The 20,998-nt window shown below is 73.7% G+C and carries 19 protein-coding genes; 16 read left to right on the top strand and 3 right to left on the bottom strand.

The genetic code is table 11. From position 1 onward, the window contains the following. Positions 1 to 6 precede the first annotated feature (6 nt). Genes DQE82_RS09975 through DQE82_RS09965 form a run of 3 tightly spaced genes read right to left on the bottom strand, consistent with a single transcriptional unit; the run spans position 7 to position 2,673 of the window. The gene (locus DQE82_RS09975) at positions 7 to 684 is read right to left on the bottom strand and encodes a TVP38/TMEM64 family protein (RefSeq protein WP_369830121.1); all 678 of its coding nucleotides are present in this window, start codon (positions 682 to 684) and stop codon (positions 7 to 9) included. Between the two features lie 29 nt (positions 685 to 713). Then, on the bottom strand, positions 714 to 1,436 hold the full coding sequence (locus tag DQE82_RS09970; protein ID WP_043329464.1) for a type 1 glutamine amidotransferase: 723 nt from the start codon (positions 1,434 to 1,436) through the stop codon (positions 714 to 716). After that, positions 1,426 to 2,673 carry a MurT ligase domain-containing protein gene (locus DQE82_RS09965; RefSeq protein ID WP_064446416.1) on the bottom strand — a complete coding sequence of 416 codons (1,248 nt, stop codon included), beginning with the start codon at positions 2,671 to 2,673 and terminating at the stop codon, positions 1,426 to 1,428. The genes DQE82_RS09970 and DQE82_RS09965 overlap by 11 nt, the downstream gene beginning before the upstream one ends. A gap of 355 nt (positions 2,674 to 3,028) precedes the next feature. Between DQE82_RS09965 and mraZ the strand changes: the two genes are divergently transcribed. The 16 genes from mraZ to DQE82_RS09885 all read left to right on the top strand — a co-directional run bounded on the left by mraZ (position 3,029) and on the right by DQE82_RS09885 (position 20,968). Then, complete coding sequence (gene mraZ / locus DQE82_RS09960) at positions 3,029 to 3,460, top strand: division/cell wall cluster transcriptional repressor MraZ (protein ID WP_013287610.1); 432 nt, start codon at positions 3,029 to 3,031, stop codon at positions 3,458 to 3,460. Between the two features lie 204 nt (positions 3,461 to 3,664). Beyond that, positions 3,665 to 4,774: a 16S rRNA (cytosine(1402)-N(4))-methyltransferase RsmH gene (gene rsmH, locus DQE82_RS09955; protein WP_043331095.1), complete on the top strand. Its 1,110-nt coding sequence runs from the start codon at positions 3,665 to 3,667 to the stop codon at positions 4,772 to 4,774. Next, entirely contained in the window at positions 4,771 to 5,352 is a 582-nt protein-coding gene (locus DQE82_RS09950; protein WP_043329466.1) for a hypothetical protein, read from the top strand. The genes rsmH and DQE82_RS09950 overlap by 4 nt, the downstream gene beginning before the upstream one ends. A 3-nt stretch (positions 5,353 to 5,355) precedes the next feature. Then, positions 5,356 to 7,569 carry a penicillin-binding protein 2 gene (locus tag DQE82_RS09945; protein WP_064445225.1) on the top strand — a complete coding sequence of 738 codons (2,214 nt, stop codon included), beginning with the start codon at positions 5,356 to 5,358 and terminating at the stop codon, positions 7,567 to 7,569. 52 nt (positions 7,570 to 7,621) lie between these two features. Next, positions 7,622 to 9,184 (top strand): UDP-N-acetylmuramoyl-L-alanyl-D-glutamate--2,6-diaminopimelate ligase, encoded by a 1,563-nt coding sequence (locus DQE82_RS09940; protein WP_187694459.1) that lies wholly within the window; start codon positions 7,622 to 7,624, stop codon positions 9,182 to 9,184. Then, complete coding sequence (gene murF / locus DQE82_RS09935) at positions 9,181 to 10,590, top strand: UDP-N-acetylmuramoyl-tripeptide--D-alanyl-D-alanine ligase (RefSeq protein ID WP_043329471.1); 1,410 nt, start codon at positions 9,181 to 9,183, stop codon at positions 10,588 to 10,590. Before DQE82_RS09940 ends, murF begins: the two co-directional genes overlap by 4 nt. Then, entirely contained in the window at positions 10,587 to 11,714 is a 1,128-nt protein-coding gene (mraY, locus tag DQE82_RS09930; RefSeq protein WP_043329473.1) for a phospho-N-acetylmuramoyl-pentapeptide-transferase, read from the top strand. Before murF ends, mraY begins: the two co-directional genes overlap by 4 nt. A gap of 231 nt (positions 11,715 to 11,945) precedes the next feature. Next, positions 11,946 to 13,361, top strand: coding sequence for an FtsW/RodA/SpoVE family cell cycle protein (locus tag DQE82_RS09925; protein ID WP_176722845.1), 1,416 nt, complete (start codon positions 11,946 to 11,948; stop codon positions 13,359 to 13,361). Next, positions 13,361 to 14,467 carry an undecaprenyldiphospho-muramoylpentapeptide beta-N-acetylglucosaminyltransferase gene (gene murG, locus DQE82_RS09920; protein ID WP_043329477.1) on the top strand — a complete coding sequence of 369 codons (1,107 nt, stop codon included), beginning with the start codon at positions 13,361 to 13,363 and terminating at the stop codon, positions 14,465 to 14,467. Before DQE82_RS09925 ends, murG begins: the two co-directional genes overlap by 1 nt. Positions 14,468 to 14,498: 31 nt before the next feature. Further along, the gene (gene murC / locus DQE82_RS09915) at positions 14,499 to 15,977 is read left to right on the top strand and encodes a UDP-N-acetylmuramate--L-alanine ligase (protein WP_113972529.1); all 1,479 of its coding nucleotides are present in this window, start codon (positions 14,499 to 14,501) and stop codon (positions 15,975 to 15,977) included. Next, positions 15,974 to 16,792 (top strand): cell division protein FtsQ/DivIB, encoded by an 819-nt coding sequence (locus DQE82_RS09910; RefSeq protein ID WP_069089027.1) that lies wholly within the window; start codon positions 15,974 to 15,976, stop codon positions 16,790 to 16,792. Before murC ends, DQE82_RS09910 begins: the two co-directional genes overlap by 4 nt. A 227-nt stretch (positions 16,793 to 17,019) precedes the next feature. Beyond that, positions 17,020 to 18,135: a cell division protein FtsZ gene (ftsZ, locus tag DQE82_RS09905; protein ID WP_030500246.1), complete on the top strand. Its 1,116-nt coding sequence runs from the start codon at positions 17,020 to 17,022 to the stop codon at positions 18,133 to 18,135. Positions 18,136 to 18,144: 9 nt separating this feature from the next. Beyond that, entirely contained in the window at positions 18,145 to 18,891 is a 747-nt protein-coding gene (locus tag DQE82_RS09900) for a YggS family pyridoxal phosphate-dependent enzyme (RefSeq protein WP_030500247.1), read from the top strand. Between the two features lie 193 nt (positions 18,892 to 19,084). Beyond that, positions 19,085 to 19,786 carry a cell division protein SepF gene (locus DQE82_RS09895; protein ID WP_043329483.1) on the top strand — a complete coding sequence of 234 codons (702 nt, stop codon included), beginning with the start codon at positions 19,085 to 19,087 and terminating at the stop codon, positions 19,784 to 19,786. A gap of 28 nt (positions 19,787 to 19,814) precedes the next feature. Beyond that, positions 19,815 to 20,120: a YggT family protein gene (locus tag DQE82_RS09890; RefSeq protein ID WP_030500249.1), complete on the top strand. Its 306-nt coding sequence runs from the start codon at positions 19,815 to 19,817 to the stop codon at positions 20,118 to 20,120. Between the two features lie 41 nt (positions 20,121 to 20,161). Next, positions 20,162 to 20,968, top strand: a complete 807-nt coding sequence (locus tag DQE82_RS09885; RefSeq protein WP_043329484.1) for a DivIVA domain-containing protein — start codon at positions 20,162 to 20,164, stop codon at positions 20,966 to 20,968. Positions 20,969 to 20,998: the final 30 nt, after the last annotated feature.

Genomic DNA, 20,998 nt, shown 5'->3' with positions numbered 1-20,998 from the left:
CGCCGGTCAGGTCGCGCGGCGTCGCCGTTCGGCCCGCCACCAGCGGTGGACGATCAGCACGCTGGCGATCAGGCCGAGGCTCGCAGGCGCCGCCGCGTACCAGTTGATCGACCCGGGCGTGGTCACCGCCGCGCCGATCGCCGCGTAACCGATGGCGGTGGGGGCGGAGGCGATCACGCTGCCGGCCAGGAACGGCCCCACCCGGGCGGCGGTGGTGCCGTAGCCGTAGCTGACCAGGCCGAACCCGGCGATCGGCAGCAGCCGGACGGTGATCACGCCGAAGACGCTCTGCCGGGCGAACCAGCCGTCGAGGCGGGCCAGCCGGCCGCGTACCCGCTCGGCGACGAAGTCGCGCCCGAGCACCCGCCCCACCGTGAAGCCGAGGGCCGCCGCCAGCAGCGCCGCGCCGAGCGCGTACGCGGCGCCCTGCACCGGGCCGAAGATCGCGCCCGCGGCCAGCGTGACGAACGTGCGCGGCACCAGAGCCACCAGCAGCAGCGCGCCGCCGAGAACCGCCGCGGGCGGGCCGTAGCCGCCGAGCGAGTCGGCGAGCCGGGGCAGGTCGGCCGGATCCGGCCGCGGCACCAGCAGCAGCGTCACGCCGAACCCGGCGAGCAGCAGCAGGAGCAGCCCGAACCGGCGCGCCGAGGGCTGCCGCAGCAACCCGGCGAGCCGGCGGGCCACCGGTCGCCGCCCCGGCCGGGCGGCGTCGGTCACGGCCTCGGGGCGGCGGCCACCGCGGTGCGGCGTTCGGAGCGGAGCCGGTCGGCCCAGGTGTCGTCGAGCGGCGGAAGCTGGTGGATGCCGGTCGCCCAGCGCAGCAACAGGTCGGCCAGGTCGGGGTTGCGCGCCAGCGCCGGGCCGTGCGAGTAGGTGCCCAGCAGCTTGCCCCGCCACGCGCCCTCGGTGGCGCCGTCGTTGCCGACGCCCGTGGTGACCCGGGCCAGCGGGGACACGCCGGGGCCGAGGTGGGTACGGCCGCCGTGGTTCTCGAACCCGGACAGGTGCGGGATGCCCAGCCGCGGGTCGACCTCGCCGGCCAGCTCGCCGACGGCCCGGGTGGGACCGCGGTCGGAGGAGAGGTCGAGCAGCTCCAGGCCGGCGCACTGGGTGCCCTTGGCGAAGAAGGAGGTGCCGAGCAACTGGTAGCCGGCGCAGACGCCGAACACCACCGAGCCCTGGGCCACCGCCCGGTGCAGGCCGCCGTCGGCGATCAGGCGCTGGGCGCCGAGCGCCTGCGGGCCGTCCTCGCCGCCGCCGAGCAGGTAGATGTCGGCGGTGGCGGGCAGCCGCTGGTCGGAGCGGACCTCCAGCACCTCGACCGGCATGCCGCGCAGCTGGGCCCGGCGGGCCAGGATCAGCGCGTTGCCCCGGTCGCCGTAGGTGGACAGCAGGTCGGGATAGATCCAGACGATGCGCAGGCTCTCAGTTGACACGGTCCAGCTCCGCTCGGATGTCCTGGAAGGCGGTGTAGTTGGCGATGACCTCCAGCCGGCCCGGCGGCACCGCGCGGACCGCCTCGTCGAAGCTGCGGACGTGCTGGAACGGCACGCCGTTGACCTCGAGCCGCACCGCCAGGTCGTACGCCCGGTCGCCGGTGATCAGCACCTGCCGGCCGGTCAGCGGGGAGAAGTCCACGTCGAACAGCCAGGACGTGTCCAGCCCGTCGGGGTCGCGGGCGTTGATGGACAGCAGTGTCGGCGCGACGTCGGCCATGTCGAACGCCTCCAGCCAGCTCGCCGGGTTCTTCGCCAGCAGCAGCCGGATGTTGCGCCCGTCGCGGTTCACCTGGGCGTAGCGCCCGGCCACCGAGGTGACGGTGCCGAGCCGGGAGACCGCGTCTACCGGGCGTACGCCGAACTCGGCGGCGACGGCCAGGGCGGTGGCCGCGTTGCCGAGGTTGACCTTGCCGGGGAGCTGAAGCTGGATCTTGTGCCAGGCGCCGGTGGGGTCGAGCACGCCGTCGTCCTCGACCGTCCAGTTCGGCTCGGGGCGGCGCAGCGGGCAGCCGGTGCACCACCACTGCTCACCGGAGCGCTGGATGGTGGAGCCGCACTCGGGGCAGACCCAGGAGTCGTCGTGCCAGCGCTGCCCGGCGCTGAACCAGGTGACGTGCGGCGGCACGTGGCCCTGGGCCGGGTCGGCCGGCGGGGTGGCGGCCCACACCACCATCGGGTCGTCGGCGTTGGCGACCACCCGTACCCGCGGGTGCCGGACCAGGGCGGCGCGCCAGAGCTGCGCCATCATGGCGACCTCCTTGGCGCGGTCGAGCTGGTCGCGGGAGAGGTTGAGCAGCGCCACCACGTGCGGCTCGGTCGCCTCCAGCACCTGGGCGAGGTAGTGCTCGTCCACCTCCAGCACCGCGTACGGCGTGCTGCCGGCCTTGGCGAGCGCCGAGGTGTGGCCGGTGGGCATGTTCGCGCCGAAGGAGTTGGTGGCGACCCGGCCCAGCACGCCGACCGCGGCGGTGGTGAGCCGGGTGGTGGTGGTCTTGCCGTTGGTGCCGGACACCAGGGCGATGGCGCGCCCGGCCGAGAGGTGGGCGAGCAGGTCCGGGTCGATCTTGAGGCCGATCCAGCCGCCGATCACCGAGCCGTCGCCACGGCCCGCGGCCCGCGACAGTGCCGCGGCGGTGCGCGACACGGAGCTGGCCACCTTTGCCCGCAAGGGCATCTTCGCGTCCGTCACGCGAGCGAGGTTACCGGACCGCCACCTCCACCAGATCGCCGCCGACGGCGAACCGTTCGGCCGGGGACGTTCCGGCGGACGGGTGGAGCGCGCGGGGCCGGACGGCGTCGGTCGATGTCGGGTAGCGGACGGTGCCGGGCGCGCCCCACCCCCTCCACTCCGCCCCACCCGCGTTGACGTGCGGTTTTGCGCGCGGAAACGCCACGCCGCGCGGGCGATTCTGGTTGCAGGTGGAGGGAAGTGGAGTAGAGTGGGGCGCGATGGTGAGGCCGGGAGGGCCACACCGGCCCGGGGGGTCAGCGGCGCCGCGAACGCCGCTCAGGGCGAGGGGGTTGGGCCGATGTTCCTCGGCACCCACACTCCGCGCCTGGACGACAAAGGCCGGTTGATCCTGCCGGCGAAGTTCCGGGACGAACTGGCGGGGGGTGTCGTGATCACCAAAGGGCAGGAGCGCTGCCTCTACGTCTTCCCGATGCCCGAGTTCCAGCGGATCGCCGACCAGTTGCGCGCGCAGCCGATGACGAGCAAGGCGGCCCGGGCCTACAGCCGGGTCTTCTTCGCCAGCGCGCACGACGAGGTGCCGGACAAGCAGGGGCGGGTCACCATACCCGGCCACCTGCGGTCGTACGCGGCACTGGACCGGGATCTGGTCGTGATCGGAGCGAGCACCCGGGTGGAGATCTGGGACAAGGCGGCCTGGGAGGCCTACCTCGCGGAGAGCGAAGACGACTTCGCCGACATCGAGGAGGGGGTGCTGCCCGGCGGTCTGTAGGGCGTGACGGCGCCCGACGTACTGCGAGATCTCCAGCCGCTTTCGAGTTCCTGGCACCCCTTCCCCGGTGCCAGGCGCACGATCCGACACGGAGGGCCGCGGCCTCCGGCGGGCGGGAGCGGATGGGGATCTGGCGGTATGGCGAGGCGTCGTGGCGACGACGGACACGTGACGGAACGGTTGGCGAACGGGGTGGGGGTCGAGATGGGGGAGCTACGCGGCACGCACGTGCCGGTGCTGCTCGAGCGGTGTCTCGAGCTGCTGGCCCCCGCACTGGGCCGGCCCGGTCGCACCGTCCACGTCGACGCCACGCTCGGCCTGGCCGGGCACGCCGAGGCGGTGCTCACGGCGCATCCGGACACGGTGCTGATCGGCCTGGACCGGGACACCGAGGCGCTCGCCCACGCGCGGGTCCGCCTGGCCCGGTTCGCCGACCGGATCCACCTGGAGCACGCCGTCTACGACGAGCTGCCCGAGGTGCTCGACCGGCTCGGTTACCCGGCGATCGACGGGGTGCTGTTCGACCTGGGCGTCTCGTCGCTGCAACTGGACGCGCCCGACCGCGGGTTCGCGTACGCGCAGGACGCGCCGCTGGACATGCGGATGGACCAGACCCGGGGGGTGACCGCCGAGGAGGTGGTCAACACCTACTCCCACCCGGACCTGGCCCGCCTGCTGCGGGTGTACGGCGAGGAGAAGTTCGCCGGGAAGATCGCCTCGGCGATCATCCGGGAACGGGAGCGGGCCCGGATCACGTCGTCGGCCCGGCTGGCCGAGCTGGTCCGGGAGAGCATTCCGGCGCCAGCCCGACGAACTGGCGGACACCCGGCAAAGAGAACGTTTCAGGCTTTACGGATCGAGGTAAACAGAGAACTGGCAGCGCTGGAGACAGCGCTGCCGGCCGCTCTGGACAAGCTCACAGTGGGCGGCCGCATGGTGGTCCTGTCCTACCACTCGCTGGAGGACCGGCTCACCAAGCACGCGCTCGCCGACCGGGTCCGCAGCAAGGGCCCGGTCGACCTCCCGGTCGAACTGCCCGGGTCGGGCCCGACGTTCCGGCTGTTGAGCCGGGGCGCCGAGCTGCCCGGGGAGGCGGAGGTGGCCGCGAACCCGCGCGCCGCCTCGGTGCGGCTGCGGGCAGCGGAACGGCTCGACCCGGAGGCGGCCCGGCAGGGGCGTACCGACCGCGAACGGTACCGCCGCCGGGTGAAGGCGATGCACCAACCGGGGACGGGGTCACCGGGGTCCGGGACGGACCCCGCGTCGGCTCCGGGGGACGGGATCGGGACGGACGAAGAGGGGGAGGGGACATGAACGTCGAGAAGCGCGACGGCCGGGGAGCCGTCGGGCAGCGCGCACCGCGGTCGGGGGGCCGGACCGCGGCGCAGCGCACCACGCGGGCCACGACGGCGACCGACCGCCGGGAGGACACTCGCGCCCGGGGGGCGCGCGAGTTCCCGACGCAGGGCAGCGCCGCTCTGCGGCCGGCCGAGCGGACCCGGGTCACCGGCACGCCGGCGCCGCGCCTGCGGGTCGCCCCGCCGGCGCCGATCCGGGTGCCCCGGGCGCCTTTCGTCGCACTGATCCTGGTTCTCGTGGTCGGTGGGGTGCTGGGCATCCTGGCCGTCAACACCAAGATCAATGAGAACGCCTTCAAGCTGGAGAGGCTCCAGCAGCAGCAGGCCAAGCTCGACGTGGACGAGCAGGAGCTCAAGAAGGAGATCGCCAACCAGAAGGCGCCCGGCAACCTGACCGCCAACGCCCGCAAGCTGGGCCTGGTCGAGTCCGAGGACCCGGCCTACATCCGGCTGCCGGACGGGCAGACCATCGGGGTGCCGCACCCCGCCCAGGGCGCCCCGTCGGTCACCAGCCAGCAGGGCAACGGAGGCTGAGCGGTGCCGCCGAGATCGGAGGATCCGCGCCGGGACGCCACGGGCTCCCGGCGCGGATCGTCGCGGGGGTCGGAGCCGCGCGAGCCGGGTCTCGGCGGGATCTCCGACGCCCGGGCGTACACCCCACGCGGACGGACCGTGCGCGAGGGCGGCGGCGCCGAGCAACGGCGTACCCCCCGCAGCACCCGGTCCGGCGACCCGTTCCGGCCCGCGTTGCAGGTGCTCGACGGCGGCCGGGCCGGGCGTGCCGGCACGCGCGAGCCCACGGGTGACGGCGCCCGGACCGGCCGCCGGGCCACCGCCGCGGGCGGCCGGGCCGGCGTGGTGCGGACCGTCTCGTCCCGGCCCGTGCGGGAGCCGTTCGACGACGAGGAGGACGCGCCGCCGCCGCGCCGCCGGTCCCAGCCGCGCCGTCCCGCCGCCCAGCCGCGCCGACCGGTCCGCAAGCCGCGCCGGCCCCCGCGGCTGGGGGACCCGCGCCGGCGGCTGCGCCTCGGCACGCTGCTGGCGCTGACGTTGTTCGCCAGCATCGGCGTGCGGCTGGTCTACCTCCAGACCGTCGACACCCCGGCGTACGCCGACGGCGGCCTGCCCAACCGGCTCGCCGTGGTCGAGCTGCCGGCCCCGCGCGGGGCGATCCTCGACCGCAACGGTGAGCCGCTGGCGCACAGTGTGGAGGCCCGGTACGTGTTCGCCGACCCGACCCGGGTCAAGGACCGCGCCGCCACCGCACGGGCGCTGTCCCCGTTGCTCGGCGTGCCCGCCTCGGACCTGGCCGAGAAGATGCGCGAGCGCAACCTGCCCGGCACCGACACCCCGTTGCAGTTCGTCTACCTGGCCCGGGGCGTCGAGATCGGCACCGCGAAGCGGATCATGGCACTCGACCTGGCCGGCATCAACGTGCACCGGGACGAGCGGCGCGAGGTGCCCGGCGGAGACCTGGCCGCGAACCTGCTCGGCTTCGTCGGCCAGGACATGAACGGCCTGGAGGGGCTGGAGGCCAGGTACGACGACGTGCTGCGGGGACAGGCCGGCAAGCGGACCTACGAGGTGGGCCAGGGTGACCTGGCCGCGCCCATCCCGGGCGGCTACAGCCGGACCACCCAGCCGAAGCCGGGCAGCTCGCTGCAACTCACTGTCGACCGGGACCTGCAGTTCATGACGCAGCGGATCCTGGCGAAGCAGACGGAGAAGGTAAAGGGCAGCGTCGGCGCTGCGGTGATCATCGAGATCCCCAGCGGCGAGGTGCTGGCCCAGGCCAGCCAGCCGACGTACGACGCGGCCAACCCCACCAAGGTCACCTCGCCGTCGGACCGGGACGACGCGGCCACCACGTTCGTGGTCGACCCGGGCTCGATCCACAAGGCGATCACGTTCGGCGCGGCGCTCCAGGAGGGCGTGATCACCCCGGACACCGCGTTCCCGGTCGCCAACACCATCGAGCGGGGCGGGGTCACCTTCCGCGACACCCACCCGGTCGACGGCCGCACCATGAGCATCCCCGGCATGCTCGCCTTCTCGTCGAACGTCGGCACGATCGAGATCGGCGAGAAGCTGGGCAAGGAACGGCTCTTCGACTACCAGAAGCGGTTCGGGCTGGGCCAGGTGACAGGCGAGGGCATGCCGGGTGAGGCGGCCGGCCGGCTGCTCCCGCCGGACCAGTGGAGCGGCTCGGCGTACGGGTCGGTGCCGATCGGGCACAGCGTGGACGCCACGCCGCTGCAGATGGCCGCCGCGTACGCGGCCATCGCCAACAACGGCACGTACGTGCAGCCGCACCTGGTCAAGGAGACGATCGGCGCGGACGGCACACGCAGCCCCGCCGCGACGCCGACCACCCGGTCCGTGCTCAGCCCCGCGAACGCGGCCGCGCTGCGCCGGATGATGGAGGCGGTCACCACCGTCGACGGCCCGGAGGGGCAGGCCACCGGGCTGGCCGCCGCTGTGCCCGGCTACCGGGTGGCCGGCAAGACCGGCACCGGGCTGCGCTACGACAACGGCAAGCAGCAGCCCGGTGAGGTCGGCTCGTTCATCGGCATGGCCCCGGCGGAGAACCCCCGGTACGTGGTGGCGGTCTTCGTGTGGAGCCCCGGCGGCGGTGGCGGCGCGGTGGCCGCGCCCGCGTTCCGGGAGATGATGGGCTTCACTCTCCGCCACTACCGGGTGCCTCCGTCGCTGACCAACAAGTCCCCGAAGTTCGAGGTCTTTCCGCGCTGAGCCGGGACGGCGGGACATCATCGGTGAGTGGCGACGAACCACCGGGGCGGCTGTGCGGTCGGAACCGGACGACCGGGTAGGGTCTGACGCCGTGCCCGGCAATCCACGTCCCGCCACCGTGCGTCCCGTACGGCTCGGCGACCTCGCCGCCCGCGTGGCGGTGACCCCGCCGGAGGGGGCCGCCGAGGTGGCTGTCACCGGCGTGACCCACGCCAGCCAGGAGGTCCGCCCCGGCGACCTGTACGCGGCCCTGCCCGGCGCGCGGCGCCACGGCGCGGAGTTCGCCGCCGCCGCCGCCGAGGCGGGCGCGGTGGCCCTGCTCACCGACCCGGCCGGCGTGGCGCTGGCCGCCGGCGCCGGCCTGCCCGTGCTCGTCGTCGACGACCCGCGCGAGGCGCTCGGCGAGGTGGCCGCGACGGTCTACGGCGACCCGACCGCCGGCCTGACCGTGATCGGCGTGACCGGCACCGCCGGCAAGACGTCCACCAGCTACCTGGTCGAGTCCGGGCTGCGCGCCGCCGGGCGCGTCACCGGCCTGATCGGCACCGTGGAGACCCGCCTCGGCGACCTGGTGATCGACAGCGTCCGGACCACCCCGGAGGCCACCGACCTGCACGCCATGCTCGCGGTGGCCCGCGAGCACGGGGTGGACACCGTGGTCATGGAGGTGTCCAGCCACGCCCTGGCGATGGGCCGCGTCGGCGGCGTCCGCTTCGACGTCGGCGGCTACACCAACTTCGGCTCCGACCACCTGGACTTCCACGCCGACGAGGCGGACTACTTCGCGGCCAAGGCCCGGCTGTTCGACGGCCGCTGCCGGGTCGAGGTGCTCAACCACGACGACCCGGCGCTGCGCCCGCTGTACAAGCCGGGCACGGTCACCTACTCGGCAGCCGGCGACCCGGACGCCACCTGGTGGGCCGAGGGCATCGACGGCGAGGGGTACGCGCAGCGCTTCACCCTGCACGGGCCGGACGGGCTCGCGCTGCCCACCGGGGTGGCGCTGCCCGGCCGGCACAACGTGGCGAACGCGCTGCTGGCCGTCGCGCTCCTGGTCGCCGTCGGGGTGGACGCGGAGACCGCGGCGCGCGGCGTGGCCGCCTGCGGCGGCGTGCCCGGGCGGCTGGAACTGGTCAGCGGCGACGCCCCGGTACGCGGGGTGGTCGACTACGCGCACAAGGCCAACGCGATCGAGGCGGTGCTGACCGCGCTGCGCGACCTGACCGGCGGCCGGCTGATCTGCGTGCTGGGCGCCGGCGGCGACCGGGACCGGGGCAAGCGGCCGGTGATGGGCGGCGTGGCCGCGCGCGGCGCCGACGTGGTGCTGGTGACCGACGACAACCCGCGGACCGAGGACCCGGCCGCGATCCGGGCCGAGGTGCTGGCCGGCGCGTACGCCGCCGCGACCCCGGCCCGCGTCATCGAGGTGCCCGGGCGGCGGGCGGCGATCGAGGAGGCGGTCCGGGTGGCCGAACCGGGTGACGTGGTGGCGGTGCTGGGCAAGGGCCAGGAACGCGGCCAGGAGATCGGCGGCGAGGTGCTGCCGTTCGACGACCGGGTGGAGCTGGCGGCGGCGCTGCGCGCCCGCTTCGGTGACCTGGTGGGTCAGCGGTGATCCCGCTGACGCTGGCCGAGGTGGCCACCGCCGTCGACGGCCGGCTCGTCGGCGCCGACCCGGACGCCCGGGTCACCGGCACCGTCGAGTTCGACTCCCGCAAGGTGAGCCGGGGCGGCCTGTTCGTGGCCTTCCCCGGCGAGCGGGTGGACGGCCACGACTACGCGGCCGGCGCGATCTCCTCGGGCGCGGTGGCGGTGCTCGGCACCCGGGAGGTGCCGGGCGTGCCGATGGTGCTCGTCGGCGACGCGCTCGACGCGATGGGCCGGCTGGCCCGCGCCGTCGTCGACCGGCTGCCCGGCCTGACCGTGATCGGGCTGACCGGCTCGTCCGGCAAGACCACCACCAAGGACCTGATCGCCCAGGTCGCGGTCCGGCTCGGCCCGACGGTGGCCCCGCCCGGCTCGTTCAACAACGAGCTGGGGCACCCGTACACGGCGCTGCAGGCCACCCCGGAGACCCGCTTCCTGGTGATGGAGAAGGGCGCCCGCGGGGTGGGGCACGTCCGGTACCTGTGCGACGTGGTGCCGCCCCGGATCTCGGTGGTGCTCAACGTCGGCGTGGCGCACCTGGGCGAGTTCGGCTCGGTGGAGGCCATCGCGCTGGCCAAGGGGGAACTGGTCGAGGCGCTGCCGTCCGACGGGCTGGCGGTGCTCAACGCCGACGACCCGCGGGTGGACGCGATGTCGACGCGTACGCAGGCCCGGGTGGTGCGGTACGGCGAGTCGGAGCGCGCCGACGTGCGCGCCGTGGACGTGACGCTCGACGGCCGGGGCCGGCCCTCGTACACGCTTGTCACCCCGGAGGGGAGCGCGCCGGTGCGGCTCGGGCTGACCGGCCGGCACCAGGTCTCCAACTCGCTCGCCGCGGCGGCGGTCGGGCGCGAGCTGGGCCTGCCACTGCCCGACCTGGCGGCGGCGCTGAACGAGCTGGGCCTGGTCTCCACCCGGCGGATGGACGTCTTCGAGCGCCCCGACGGGGTGACCGTGATCGACGACTCGTACAACGCGAACCCGGCCTCCACCGGCGTGGCGCTGCGGGCGTTGGCCAGCATGCGCGGCGAGGGGCGTACGGTCGCGGTGCTCGGCTACATGGCCGAGCTGGGTGACTTCGAACTTCAGGGGCATCAGCAGGTCGGCCGGCTCGCGGCCGAGCTGGGAGTGGACCGGCTGCTCGTGGTGGGCGAGCCGGCGGCGCCGATCCACGAGGGCGCGACAGCGGTAGGCAATTGGGGAGGAGAGTCGGTGCTGCTCAGCGATCAGGCGGCGGCCGTCGAGGTGCTGCGGAGCGAGCTGCGTCCGGGAGACGTGGTGCTGGTGAAGGGCTCCCGGTACCGGACCTGGGAGGTGGCCGACGCGCTGCGCGCGGACGCCCGCGAGGGTGCGACGGAGGGCGGCGCCGCATGAGGGCGGTCATCGTCGCCATCGGGGTCGCGTTCCTGATCTCGCTGTTCTGCACCCCGATCGCGATCAAGGTGTTCGCCCGGCTGAAGGCCGGCCAGCCGATCCGGTCGAACCTCGGGCTCGCCAGCAACGAGGGCAAGAAGGGCACGCCGACGATGGGCGGCGTGGTCTTCATCCTGGCCACTGTCATCGCGTACGTCGCCGGGCACCTGGCCCTGACCACGCTGCCGGACGCGCAGATCGCCCAGGTCGAGCCGACGATCACGGCGCTGGTGCTGCTGGGGCTGATGGTGTTCTCCGGCGCGGTCGGCTTCATCGACGACTTCCTGAAGGTGCGCAAGCGGCACAGCGGCGGCCTCAACAAGCGGGGCAAGCTGGCCGGGCAGATCCTGGTCGGCGCGGTCTTCGGCGCGGTGGCGGTCTACTTCCCGTCGAGCATGACCGACGCCGGCGGCAACGCGACGAACACCGAGACGGTGGCCAGCACCACGCTGAGCTTCATCCGGGACATCCCGGCGCTGGAGATCGGCAAGATCGGCTCGGTGATCGTCATCATCATGGTGGTCATGGCCGCCACCAACGGCGTCAACCTCACCGACGGCCTGGACGGCCTGGCCACCGGCGCCTCGGTGATGGTGCTCGCGGCGTACGCGCTCATCGCGTTCTGGCAGTACCGGCACTGGTGCGCCGACCCGAACTACACCGAGGCGTACTGCTACACCGTGCGCGATCCGCTGGAGATCGCGCTGATCGCCGGCGCGGCGGCGGGCGCCTGCGTGGGCTTCCTGTGGTGGAACACGTCCCCGGCGCGGATCTTCATGGGTGACACCGGCGCGCTCGGGCTGGGCGGCCTGATCGCCGGCATGGCGATGTCCACCCGCACGATCCTGCTGCTGCCGATCCTGGGCGGCCTGTTCGTGATCATCACGATGTCGGTGGTCATCCAGATCATCTCTTTCCGTACCACCGGCAAGCGGGTGTTCCGGATGTCGCCGTTGCAGCACCACTTCGAGCTGGCCGGCTGGAGCGAGGTCAACATCGTGGTCCGGTTCTGGATCATCGCCGGCATCGGCGTGGCCATCGCGCTGGGCCTGTTCTACAGCGAGTTCCTCGCCGCGGTCAGCTAGGTGTAAGGAAGGGCCCCTTATTAACAGACGTCTGTTAATAAGGGGCCCTTCCTTCAGATCCGACACGCCGACCGGGCGGTTGCGCCACGGGCGGGCGGGGCGAGCGGCAATGATGGGCCTGTGGGGGAGGGACGAGACATCCAGGTGACCAGCGACCCGCCGGCCCGCCGTGCGCCGGCGGCCACGCCTCCGGCCGAACCGCCGGCGGCGCGCTGGGATCCGGCCGGTGGGCTGGCCGCGCTGCGTGGCCTGCTGGCCCGGCCGCTGGCCTCGTACTACCTGCTGCTGTCCAGCGTCGGACTGCTGCTGCTGATCGGCCTCACCATGGTCTTCTCCGCGACCAGCGTGAAGGACTTCGCCGAGGGCGGCGACGCGTCCGCGTCGCTGACCAAGCAGGCCGTGTTCGCGGTGATCGGCATCGGCGCGTTCTGGGCCTGCCAGCGGCTGCCCGCGCGCACGTTCCGGGCGGTCAGCCGCCCGGCGCTGGGGGTGGCGGTCGCGCTGCTGCTCCTGCTCAACCTGCTCGTCGCGATGGGCTCGCTGTTCGGGGTGACGTCGATCGGGCCGTTGCGGGCCGAACTCCTCTCACTCTCGCTCGGCCCGATCTCGCTGCAACCGGTCGAGGTGGCGAAGTTCGCGCTGGTGCTGTGGGCGGCGCACGTGCTGGCCCGCAAGGGCGCGGTGCTGGGCTGGTGGAAGGAACTGGCCACGCCGCTGTTCCCGGTGGTGGGCCTGCTGTTCGTGCTGGTCGGCTACAACGACCTGGGCAGCATGCTGTGCCTGCTCGCGCTCGTGGTCGGCATGCTCTGGGCGGCGGGCGTACGGACCCGGGTCTTCGCCGCGCTCACCGCGATCGGCCTGGCCGGCATCGGCCTGCTGGTGGCCGCGGCCTCGCTCGGCGCCGGCTCCGGCTCCCGGGGCGCCGACAACTACCGGCTCGGCCGCCTCACCATGTGGCTCGACCCGCCCTCCCCGCGCACGTGTTTCGAGCAGGAGCTGCCGAACTGCTACCAGCTCGTGCAGGCCCGCTACGCGATCGGCAACGGCGGCTGGTTCGGCGTCGGCCTGGGCCAGAGCTCGCTGAAGTGGAACTGGCTCCCCGAGGCGCACAACGACTTCATCTTCGCCATCGTCGCGGAGGAACTGGGCGTGGTCGGCTGCACCGTGATCCTGGTGCTGTTCGCCGTGCTCGCGTACACCGGGCTGCGCATCGCCCGCCGGGTCGAGGACCCGTTCCGCCGGCTCGCCGCCGCCGGCGTGACCGCCTGGCTGGTCGGCCAGGCGGTCATCAACATCGGTGGCGTGACCGGGCTGCTGCCGCTGACCGGCGTACCGCTGCCGTTCATCTCCGACGGCGGCAGCGCCCTGGTGGTGACGCTCGCCGCGGTCGGCATGCTCGCCTCGTTCGCCCGCGCCGAGCCGGACGCCGCGCGAGCGCTGCATGCCCGTCCGCCCGCCCGATGGGTCCGACTAGTGTGGGCCCCGTTGCCGCCGCTTCCCGGCCGGCGCCGCAAGCCGGCGTCGCCGCCGGCCGACCGAGGGTCCGTGCCCCGGTCCCGGCAGCGGCGGCAGGACGATCAGGCCGCGCCCCGCGGCGCCCGATCCGACCGGGCGCGCACCGGCGCGGCGAGCGAGAGGAGACGCTGATGGGTCCGCTGCGTTCGGTGGTGCTCTGCGGAGGGGGTACGGGCGGGCACATCTACCCGCTGCTCGCCTTCGCCGACTGCCTGCGCCGACACGACCCGAGCGTCCGGATCACCTGTCTGGGCACACCGAAGGGGCTGGAGAACGAGCTGATCCCGCCGGCCGGCTACGACCTGCGGCAGATCCCGGCGTACCAGCTTCCCCGGTCGGTGAACATGAGCCTGGTGCGCACCCCGGACCGGATGTGGAAGGCGGCCCGCGCCGCGGGCAAGGTGATCGACGAGGTCCAGGCCGACGCCGTGGTCGGCTTCGGCGGGTACGTCTCGGTGCCCGGTTACCTGGCCGCGTGGCGGCGGGAGCTGCCGATCGTCATCCACGAGGTGAACGTGCCGCCGGGCGTGGCGAACCGGCTCGGGATGAAGTTCACCAAGAACGTCGCGGTGGGCTTCCCGCACCAGCCGGCCCAGGCCGAGGCGCTGCGCGACGCCCGGGTGGTGGGCGTGCCGCTGCGCCGGGGCATCGCCGGGCTGGACCGGGCCGCCCTGCGTGACGCCGCCCGCGCCCACTTCGGACTCCGTCCCGACCTGCCGGTGCTCTTCGTCGCCGGTGGCTCGCAGGGCGCCCGCTCGATCAACCTGGCCGTGTCCGGCGCGGCGAAGGAACTGGCCCGCAACGGCGTGCAGGTGCTGCACGTCATCGGCGCCCGCAACGAGCCGGTCTCGGTGCCCACCGACCTGCCGGTGCCGTACGTCACGCTGCCGTACCTGTCCGAGATGGAGCTGGGCTACGCCGCCGCCGATCTGATGCTGGCCCGGGGCGGCGCGATGACCTGCGCCGAGGTGGCCGCGATCGGACTGCCCACCGTCTACGTGCCCTACCCGCACAGCAACCAGGAGCAGAAGCGCAACGCGCTGCCGGTGGTGGAGGCGGGCGGCGGTCTGCTGGTCGACGACGCCGAGATGACCCCGGCCTGGGTGGAGCGGACGGTGATCCCGCTGATCCGGGACCCGCAGCGGCTCTGGGCGATGAGCCAGGCGGCAGCCGGCTACGGCCGCCGCGACGGCGACGTGGCGCTGCTGAACTTCGTCTACGAGGCGGTGGCCCGCTGATGAGGGAAACCGCGACGGGAAGGTACGTCTGATGAACACCGCGCAGTTCACGCCCGCCGGCACCATGACGGCGGAGGACCTGGGCCGGATCCATCTGATCGGCGTGGGCGGGGTCGGGATGGCCGGGCTGGCCCGGCTGTTCCTCACCCGGGGTCTGCCGGTCTCCGGCAGCGAGCTGCGGGAGTGGCCGTCGCTGGCCGGCCTGCGGGCGCTCGGCGGCACCATCCACTCCACCCACGAGGCGTCCAACCTCGACGGCGTGGACACGGTCGTCTACTCCTCGGCGATCCCGCAGGACCACCTGGAGATGGTGGAGGCGCGCCGGCGGGGCCTGCGGGTGCTGCACCGGTCCGAGGCGCTCGCCGCGGCGATGACCGGCCGCCGTACGGTGGCGGTGGCGGGCACCCACGGCAAGACGTCCACCACCTCGATGGTCACCATGGTGCTCCAGCAGGCCGGCACCGATCCGTCCTTCGTGATCGGCGGCGAGATCTCCGAGGTCGGCTCCGGCGCGCACCACGGGACCGGCGAGCACTTCGTGGTCGAGGCGGACGAGAGCGACCGCTCCTTCCTCATCTACCGCCCGTTCGTGTCGATCATCACGAACATCGAGGCGGATCACCTCAACACCTACGGCGACCTGGCCACGCTGGAGGCGGCGTTCGCCGAGTTCGCCCGGCTCACCGACCCGGCGGGGTTCGTGGTCACCTGCGCCGACGACCCGGGCGGGCGGCGGCTGGCCGAGACACTGCGCACCGAGGGCCGCCGGGTCTGGACGTACGGCGAGTCCGCCGACGCGGACCTGCGGATGAGCGACGTCGTCTCGTCCGCGCACGGGGTGCGCTACCAGGCCGAGATCGAGGGCCGGGCGTTCGGCGAGTTCCGGCTGCCCGTACCGGGGCGGCACATGGCGCTCAACAGCGCCGCCGCGGTGCTCGCCGCGTACCTGCTGGAGCTGCCGGTCCCGGCGGCGGAGGCCGCGCTCGGCGCGTTCCCCGGCGTGCGGCGCCGCTTCGAGCGCAAGGGCGTCGCCGACGGTGTGCTGGTCTACGACGAGTACGCCTACCACCCGACCTCGATGACGTTGGCGCTGCAGACGCTGCGCGAGGTGGCCGGCGACGGCCGGCTGATCGTGGTGTTCCAGCCGTACCGGCTCTACCGGACCCGGGACAACCAGGCGGAGATCGCCGCCGCCCTCGGCATCGCCGACGAGGTGGTGCTGCTGGAGGTGTTCGGTCCCGGCGAGACGCGCCGCCCCGGCGAGGGCTCGGCCGCGCTGATCCAGGACGTGCCGCTGCCGGACGAGCGCAAGGTGTTCGTCGAGGCGTGGGACGACGTGCCGGCCGAGGTGGCCCGCCGGGCCCGGGCCGGCGACGTGGTGGTGACCATGGGCGCGCCGCCGATCTCGCTGATGGGTGACCAGTTGCTCGACGCCCTGCTGGCCCGCTCGGGCGGCACGGGGCTGGACGCCGGCGTCGGCCCGGACGGCGCGGCGGCCACCGCCGGATGAGTCCCGGTCCGGCCCGCGGCCGTACCCCCGGCCCGGACGGCGGAGGTGGCCGGCGCAGCCCGGTGCGGCGCTGGCAGCTCGTGCGGGCCAACGCGGACGCCGTGCCGCCGTCGGCCCGCCGGTTCATGGCCCGGGCCCGGCAGCGGCGGATGCGGGCCGCGCTGCCGTGGGCGGTCGCCGCCGCGGTGCTCGCCGTCGTGGGCCTGGTGGCGTGGACGGTGCTCGGCACCGGCCTGTTCGGCGTACGCGAGGTGCGGGTGGTCGGCGCGCGGCTGGTCACGCCGGTGCAGATCCGCGACGCCGCGGCGGTGCCGGACAACGAGCCGCTGGCCCGGGTGGACCTGGCCGCGACCGCCCGCCGGGTCGGCACGCTGCCGCCGGTGGCCAGCGCCACTGTCGAGCGGGAGTGGCCGGGCACGCTGGTGATCCGGGTACGGGAGCGCACCGCGGTGGCGGCGGTGCCGCAGGGCGACGGGTTCGTGGTGGTGGACGGCTCGGGCGTGGTCTTCCAGCGCCTGGACCGGGCGCCGGACGGGTTGCCGCTGGTCAAGGTGGCCCGGCCGGGCCCGGACGATCCGGGTACGCGGGCCGGGCTGGCGGTGCTCGCCGCGCTGGGGGAGAAGCTGCGCGCGGAGCTGGTCGCGGTGGACGTGGCCGGCCTGGCCCGGATCACGTTGCAGCTGCGCGGCGAGCGTCAGGTGTTCTGGGGCGACGCCTCCCGGGGCGCGGACAAGTCCACCGTGGCGACCGCGTTGCTGAGCCGCAAGGCGGACCGGATCGACGTCAGCGCGCCGGACGTGGTCACGTTCGAGTGACCGGCGGCTCAGCGAGCGGACGCTGTGTCCCCTGTCGCTCGGTCGCGACACGCCGGAACAGGTCCTTGGCTCCTGGCGCGGCGGCGCATACGTTGCCCCGAAGAGATCAGTGGTTGACATAACTCTAAGCCTCTAGTAGAGGGTGAGGGTTCAGCCGTCGGAGGCCGCTGATCCGGCCAAGCCGTGTGGGGTCGGCCCATGCCAATCTCGAAGGGAAAGGACCGGAGATGACACCTCCGCACAACTACCTGGCGGTCATCAAGGTCGTCGGCATCGGGGGCGGCGGAGTCAACGCCGTCAACCGGATGATCGAGGTTGGGCTCAAGGGCGTCGAGTTCATCGCGATCAACACCGACGCGCAGGCGTTGCTGATGAGCGACGCCGACGTCAAGCTCGACGTGGGCCGGGAGCTGACCCGGGGACTGGGCGCGGGCGCCAACCCGGACGTCGGCAAGAACGCCGCCGAGGACCACCGCGACGAGATCGAAGAGGTCCTCAAGGGCGCCGACATGGTGTTCGTGACCTGCGGCGAGGGCGGCGGCACCGGCACCGGCGGCGCGCCGGTCGTGGCGAACATCGCCCGCAAGCTCGGCGCGCTCACCATCGGCGTGGTGACCCGGCCGTTCTCGTTCGAGGGCAAGCGCCGGCAGGTCCAGGCCGAGGCGGGCATCGAGGAGCTGCGCAACCAGTGCGACACGCTCATCGTGATCCCGAACGACCGGCTGCTCGCGCTCGGTGACCGCAACATCTCCATGATGGACGCGTTCCGCACGGCGGACCAGGTGCTTCTCTCCGGTGTCCAGGGCATCACCGACCTGATCACCACGCCGGGTCTGATCAACCTGGACTTCGCCGACGTGAAGAGCGTGATGAGCGGCGCGGGCAGCGCGCTCATGGGCATCGGCAGCGCCCGGGGCGAGAACCGCGCCGTCGAGGCGGCCGAGGCGGCCATCTCCAGCCCGCTGCTGGAGCAGAGCATGGACGGCGCGCGCGGTGTGCTGCTGTCCATCGCCGGCGGGTCGGACCTCGGCCTGTTCGAGATCAACGACGCGGCGCAGCTGGTCACCGACGCGGCCCACCCGGACGCGAACATCATCTTCGGCGCGGTCATCGACGACGCGCTCGGCGACGAGGTGCGGGTCACCGTGATCGCGGCGGGCTTCGACGGGGGCGCGCCCGCGTACAAGGCGGTCGAGCCGCCGCGCAAGAGCAACCAGAACCCGCCGGCCCAGCCGAACGCGCCGGTGAGCCCGCCGGCCACCATGCCGGCGCCGCAGCAGCCGTCGCGGCGGGTGCTCTTCGACGACGTCGACGTGCCCGACTTCCTCAAGAACGGGTCCTGAGCCGCGCCGATGACGGAGTCACAGACGGCGGTGCGGCCCGAGCGGCGCGCCGAGCTGGCGGCCGGGCTGGCCCGGGTCCGGGCCCGCATCGCCGACGCCTGCGCGGCGGCCGGGCGGCAGCGGGACGCGGTCACCCTGGTCGCGGTGACCAAGACGTACCCGGCGTCGGACGTGGTGGCGCTGGCCGGGCTGGGCGTGACCGACGTCGGGGAGAACCGCGACCAGGAGGCGGCGCCGAAGGCGGAGGCGGTCGCCGACGCCGGCGCCGCGCCGCGCTGGCACTTCATCGGCCAGCTGCAGCGCAACAAGGCCCGGTCGGTGGTCCGGTACGCCGACGTGGTCCAGTCGGTGGACAGCGTCCGGCTGGCCGCCGCGCTGGACGCCGCCGCGGGCGCGGTCCGGGACCGGCCGCTGGACGTGCTGGTGCAGGTGAGCATCGACGGCGACCCGGCCCGGGGCGGGGCGCTGCCGGGCGCCGCCGATCCGCAGCGCGGGCTCGACCCGGTCGCTGCGGCGGTGGCCGGCGCGGACGGGCTGCGGCTGGCCGGCCTGATGGCCGTGGCGCCGCTGGGCTGGGAGCCGGACCGGGCGTTCGCCCGGCTGGCCGAGGTGGCGGCGGCGCTACGGGCCGACCATCCGGGCGCCACGGTGCTGTCGGCGGGGATGAGCGGCGACCTGGAAAGCGCGATCGGGCACGGCGCGACACATGTCCGTGTCGGCAGCGCGTTGCTCGGAATGCGCCCTGCGCTGCGGTAGCCTCACCACGACGGAAGCAAATTACATCAGTGTTGTTCAGGACGGCGTCCCCGTAGCCGGGGGCCGTGACGGGCGGACCGCGAACCGCACGTCAGGGGATTGCCGATCCGGTCCGGTGGGCATGATCGTCCACTCGTGATCAAGCGACACGGCACGGGGGCGCGTGCCGCACGGCGGACGGAAGGGCGCGGGGATGGGTGCACTGCGCAAGGCGGGGGTCTGGCTCGGTCTGGTCGAGGAGGACGACGAGCGGGCGTACGAGGACGGTGGCTACGACAAGGGTGGCTACCGGGACTCGTCGCGCTACCGGTCGAGCCGGTACGCCGAGGAGTTCGCCGACGAGGACGACGACGAGGCCGACGAGCCGCCGGCGACGCGGTCCCGCCTCAGCGACCGGGGCCGGCTGTCCGAGCGCGCCTCCAGCCGGTCGGTCGACACCGACCGGGGCGACGTGGAGCGCCCGGAGCGGGTCGAGCGCTCCAGCGTCCGGTCGATCACCCGGTCCTCCGCCGGCGAGACCTCGGGCGCCCTGACCTATCACACGCGGGACAATCTCGCGCTCGCGCCGCAGGCCCAGCCGCGCGAGCGGGAGCGGGTGGCGCCGGAGGACGAGCAGCGCTACCAGATCACCACGCTGCACCCGACCACCTACCGCGAGGCGCGGACCATCGGCGAGCACTTCCGGGACGGCGTACCGGTGATCATCAATCTCACCGAGATGGACGAGGCGGACGCCCGCCGCCTTGTCGACTTCGCCGCCGGGCTCGCGTTCGGCCTGCGCGGTACGATCGAGCGCGTGACCAACCGGGTGTTCCTGCTCTCACCGGCCAACGTCCAGGTCACCGCGGAGGACAAGGCCAAGATCGCTGAGGGCGGCTTCTTCAGCCTGAGCTGACCCACATGACCGAGGGACGTCGCCTGCCGTGTTGTCGATCCTGTTCCAGGTGCTCTACCTGCTGCTGTACATCTTCCTAATTGTCCTTTTGGCGCGATTTGTTATGGGGGCGGTGCTGGCCTATGGTCGCCGCTGGCAACCGGGCCGGGGAGCGTCGGCGGGACTGGAAGTCGTGTGGAGCGTCACTGATCCGCCCCTGCGAGCGTTGAGGCGTGTGATCCCGCCACTGCGAATTGGTACCGTGAGCATCGACCTGGCCTCCCTTGTGCTCCTGGTTATCCTGTTCGTGCTGATGGAGTTCGTGTTTAGGCGCCTGATCTTCGCGTTTGCCTGACCAGAGCGCTTTCGCGGCCGCAACTGACCCGAGGAGTTTCGATGCCGCTGACCCCGGCCGACGTTCACAACGTCGCCTTCAAAAAGCCGCCGATCGGCAAGCGGGGGTATGACGAGGAGGAGGTCGACGCCTTCCTGGACGAGGTCGAGCGCGAGCTGGCCCGTCTGATCGAGGAGAACAACGAGCTGCGCGCCCAGGTGGAGCGCGGCGGTCGGGGTGGCGCTCCCGCCGGCCCCGGCGGTGACGCCCGCCTCGCGGCGGAGCTCAACGACGTCAAGGCCCAGCTCGACCGGGTGCAGCGCGACAAGGCGGCCGCCGAGCAGGCGGCCCGCGCGATGCAGGCCGAGCTGGAGCAGGTCCGCACGCAGGGCGGCCCGGCCGGGGTGACCGGGGACGGCGAGCAGCAGGCGCTGCGGGTGCTCATGATGGCCCAGCGCACCGCCGACGACCACGTCTCCGACGCCCGTCGCGAGGCCGACCAGCTGCTCTCCGAGGCCCGTTCGAAGGCCGAGGAGGTCACCCGGGAGGCGCGCGCCAAGGCCGACGCCCTGGAGCGGGACGCCCGCCAGCGGCACCAGGAGGCCATGGGCGGCCTGGACGCCAAGCGCACCGCGCTGCAGAAGCACATCGAGGAGCTCAAGCAGTTCGAGCGCGAGTACCGCACCCGGCTCAAGGCGTACCTGGAGAGCCAGCTGCGTGACCTCGACGGTCGCGGCCAGGGCCTCGAGGTGGAGATGAACCGCGCCGAGGGCACCCGTGCCGCCGGCAGCAACGGTCTCGCCGCGGCCGGCCTCGCCGGCTCCTACGGCGGTGGCCGCGGCGCCGGCTCGCTCGAGTCCGGCCGCTGATCCCGCGTCGGTGGCCGTCCCCGTGACGGC

Origin of the sequence: Micromonospora sp. LHW51205 (genome assembly GCF_003315815.1) — a bacterium.
GTDB lineage: Bacteria > Actinomycetota > Actinomycetes > Mycobacteriales > Micromonosporaceae > Micromonospora > Micromonospora chalcea.
The sequence above is the reverse complement of the archived record's forward strand: the minus strand, read 5'-3'. Positions and strand labels throughout refer to the sequence as shown.

Coding starts and splice junctions, on each gene's coding strand:
- DQE82_RS09965 (WP_064446416.1), bottom strand. CDS start 2,673: ATGCCCTTGCGGGCAAAGGTGGCCAGCTCCGTGTCGCGCACCGCCGCG.
- mraZ (WP_013287610.1), top strand. CDS start 3,029: ATGTTCCTCGGCACCCACACTCCGCGCCTGGACGACAAAGGCCGGTTG.
- rsmH (WP_043331095.1), top strand. CDS start 3,665: ATGGGGGAGCTACGCGGCACGCACGTGCCGGTGCTGCTCGAGCGGTGT.
- DQE82_RS09950 (WP_043329466.1), top strand. CDS start 4,771: ATGAACGTCGAGAAGCGCGACGGCCGGGGAGCCGTCGGGCAGCGCGCA.
- mraY (WP_043329473.1), top strand. CDS start 10,587: ATGAGGGCGGTCATCGTCGCCATCGGGGTCGCGTTCCTGATCTCGCTG.
- murG (WP_043329477.1), top strand. CDS start 13,361: ATGGGTCCGCTGCGTTCGGTGGTGCTCTGCGGAGGGGGTACGGGCGGG.
- murC (WP_113972529.1), top strand. CDS start 14,499: ATGAACACCGCGCAGTTCACGCCCGCCGGCACCATGACGGCGGAGGAC.
- DQE82_RS09910 (WP_069089027.1), top strand. CDS start 15,974: ATGAGTCCCGGTCCGGCCCGCGGCCGTACCCCCGGCCCGGACGGCGGA.
- ftsZ (WP_030500246.1), top strand. CDS start 17,020: ATGACACCTCCGCACAACTACCTGGCGGTCATCAAGGTCGTCGGCATC.
- DQE82_RS09900 (WP_030500247.1), top strand. CDS start 18,145: ATGACGGAGTCACAGACGGCGGTGCGGCCCGAGCGGCGCGCCGAGCTG.
- DQE82_RS09895 (WP_043329483.1), top strand. CDS start 19,085: ATGGGTGCACTGCGCAAGGCGGGGGTCTGGCTCGGTCTGGTCGAGGAG.
- DQE82_RS09885 (WP_043329484.1), top strand. CDS start 20,162: ATGCCGCTGACCCCGGCCGACGTTCACAACGTCGCCTTCAAAAAGCCG.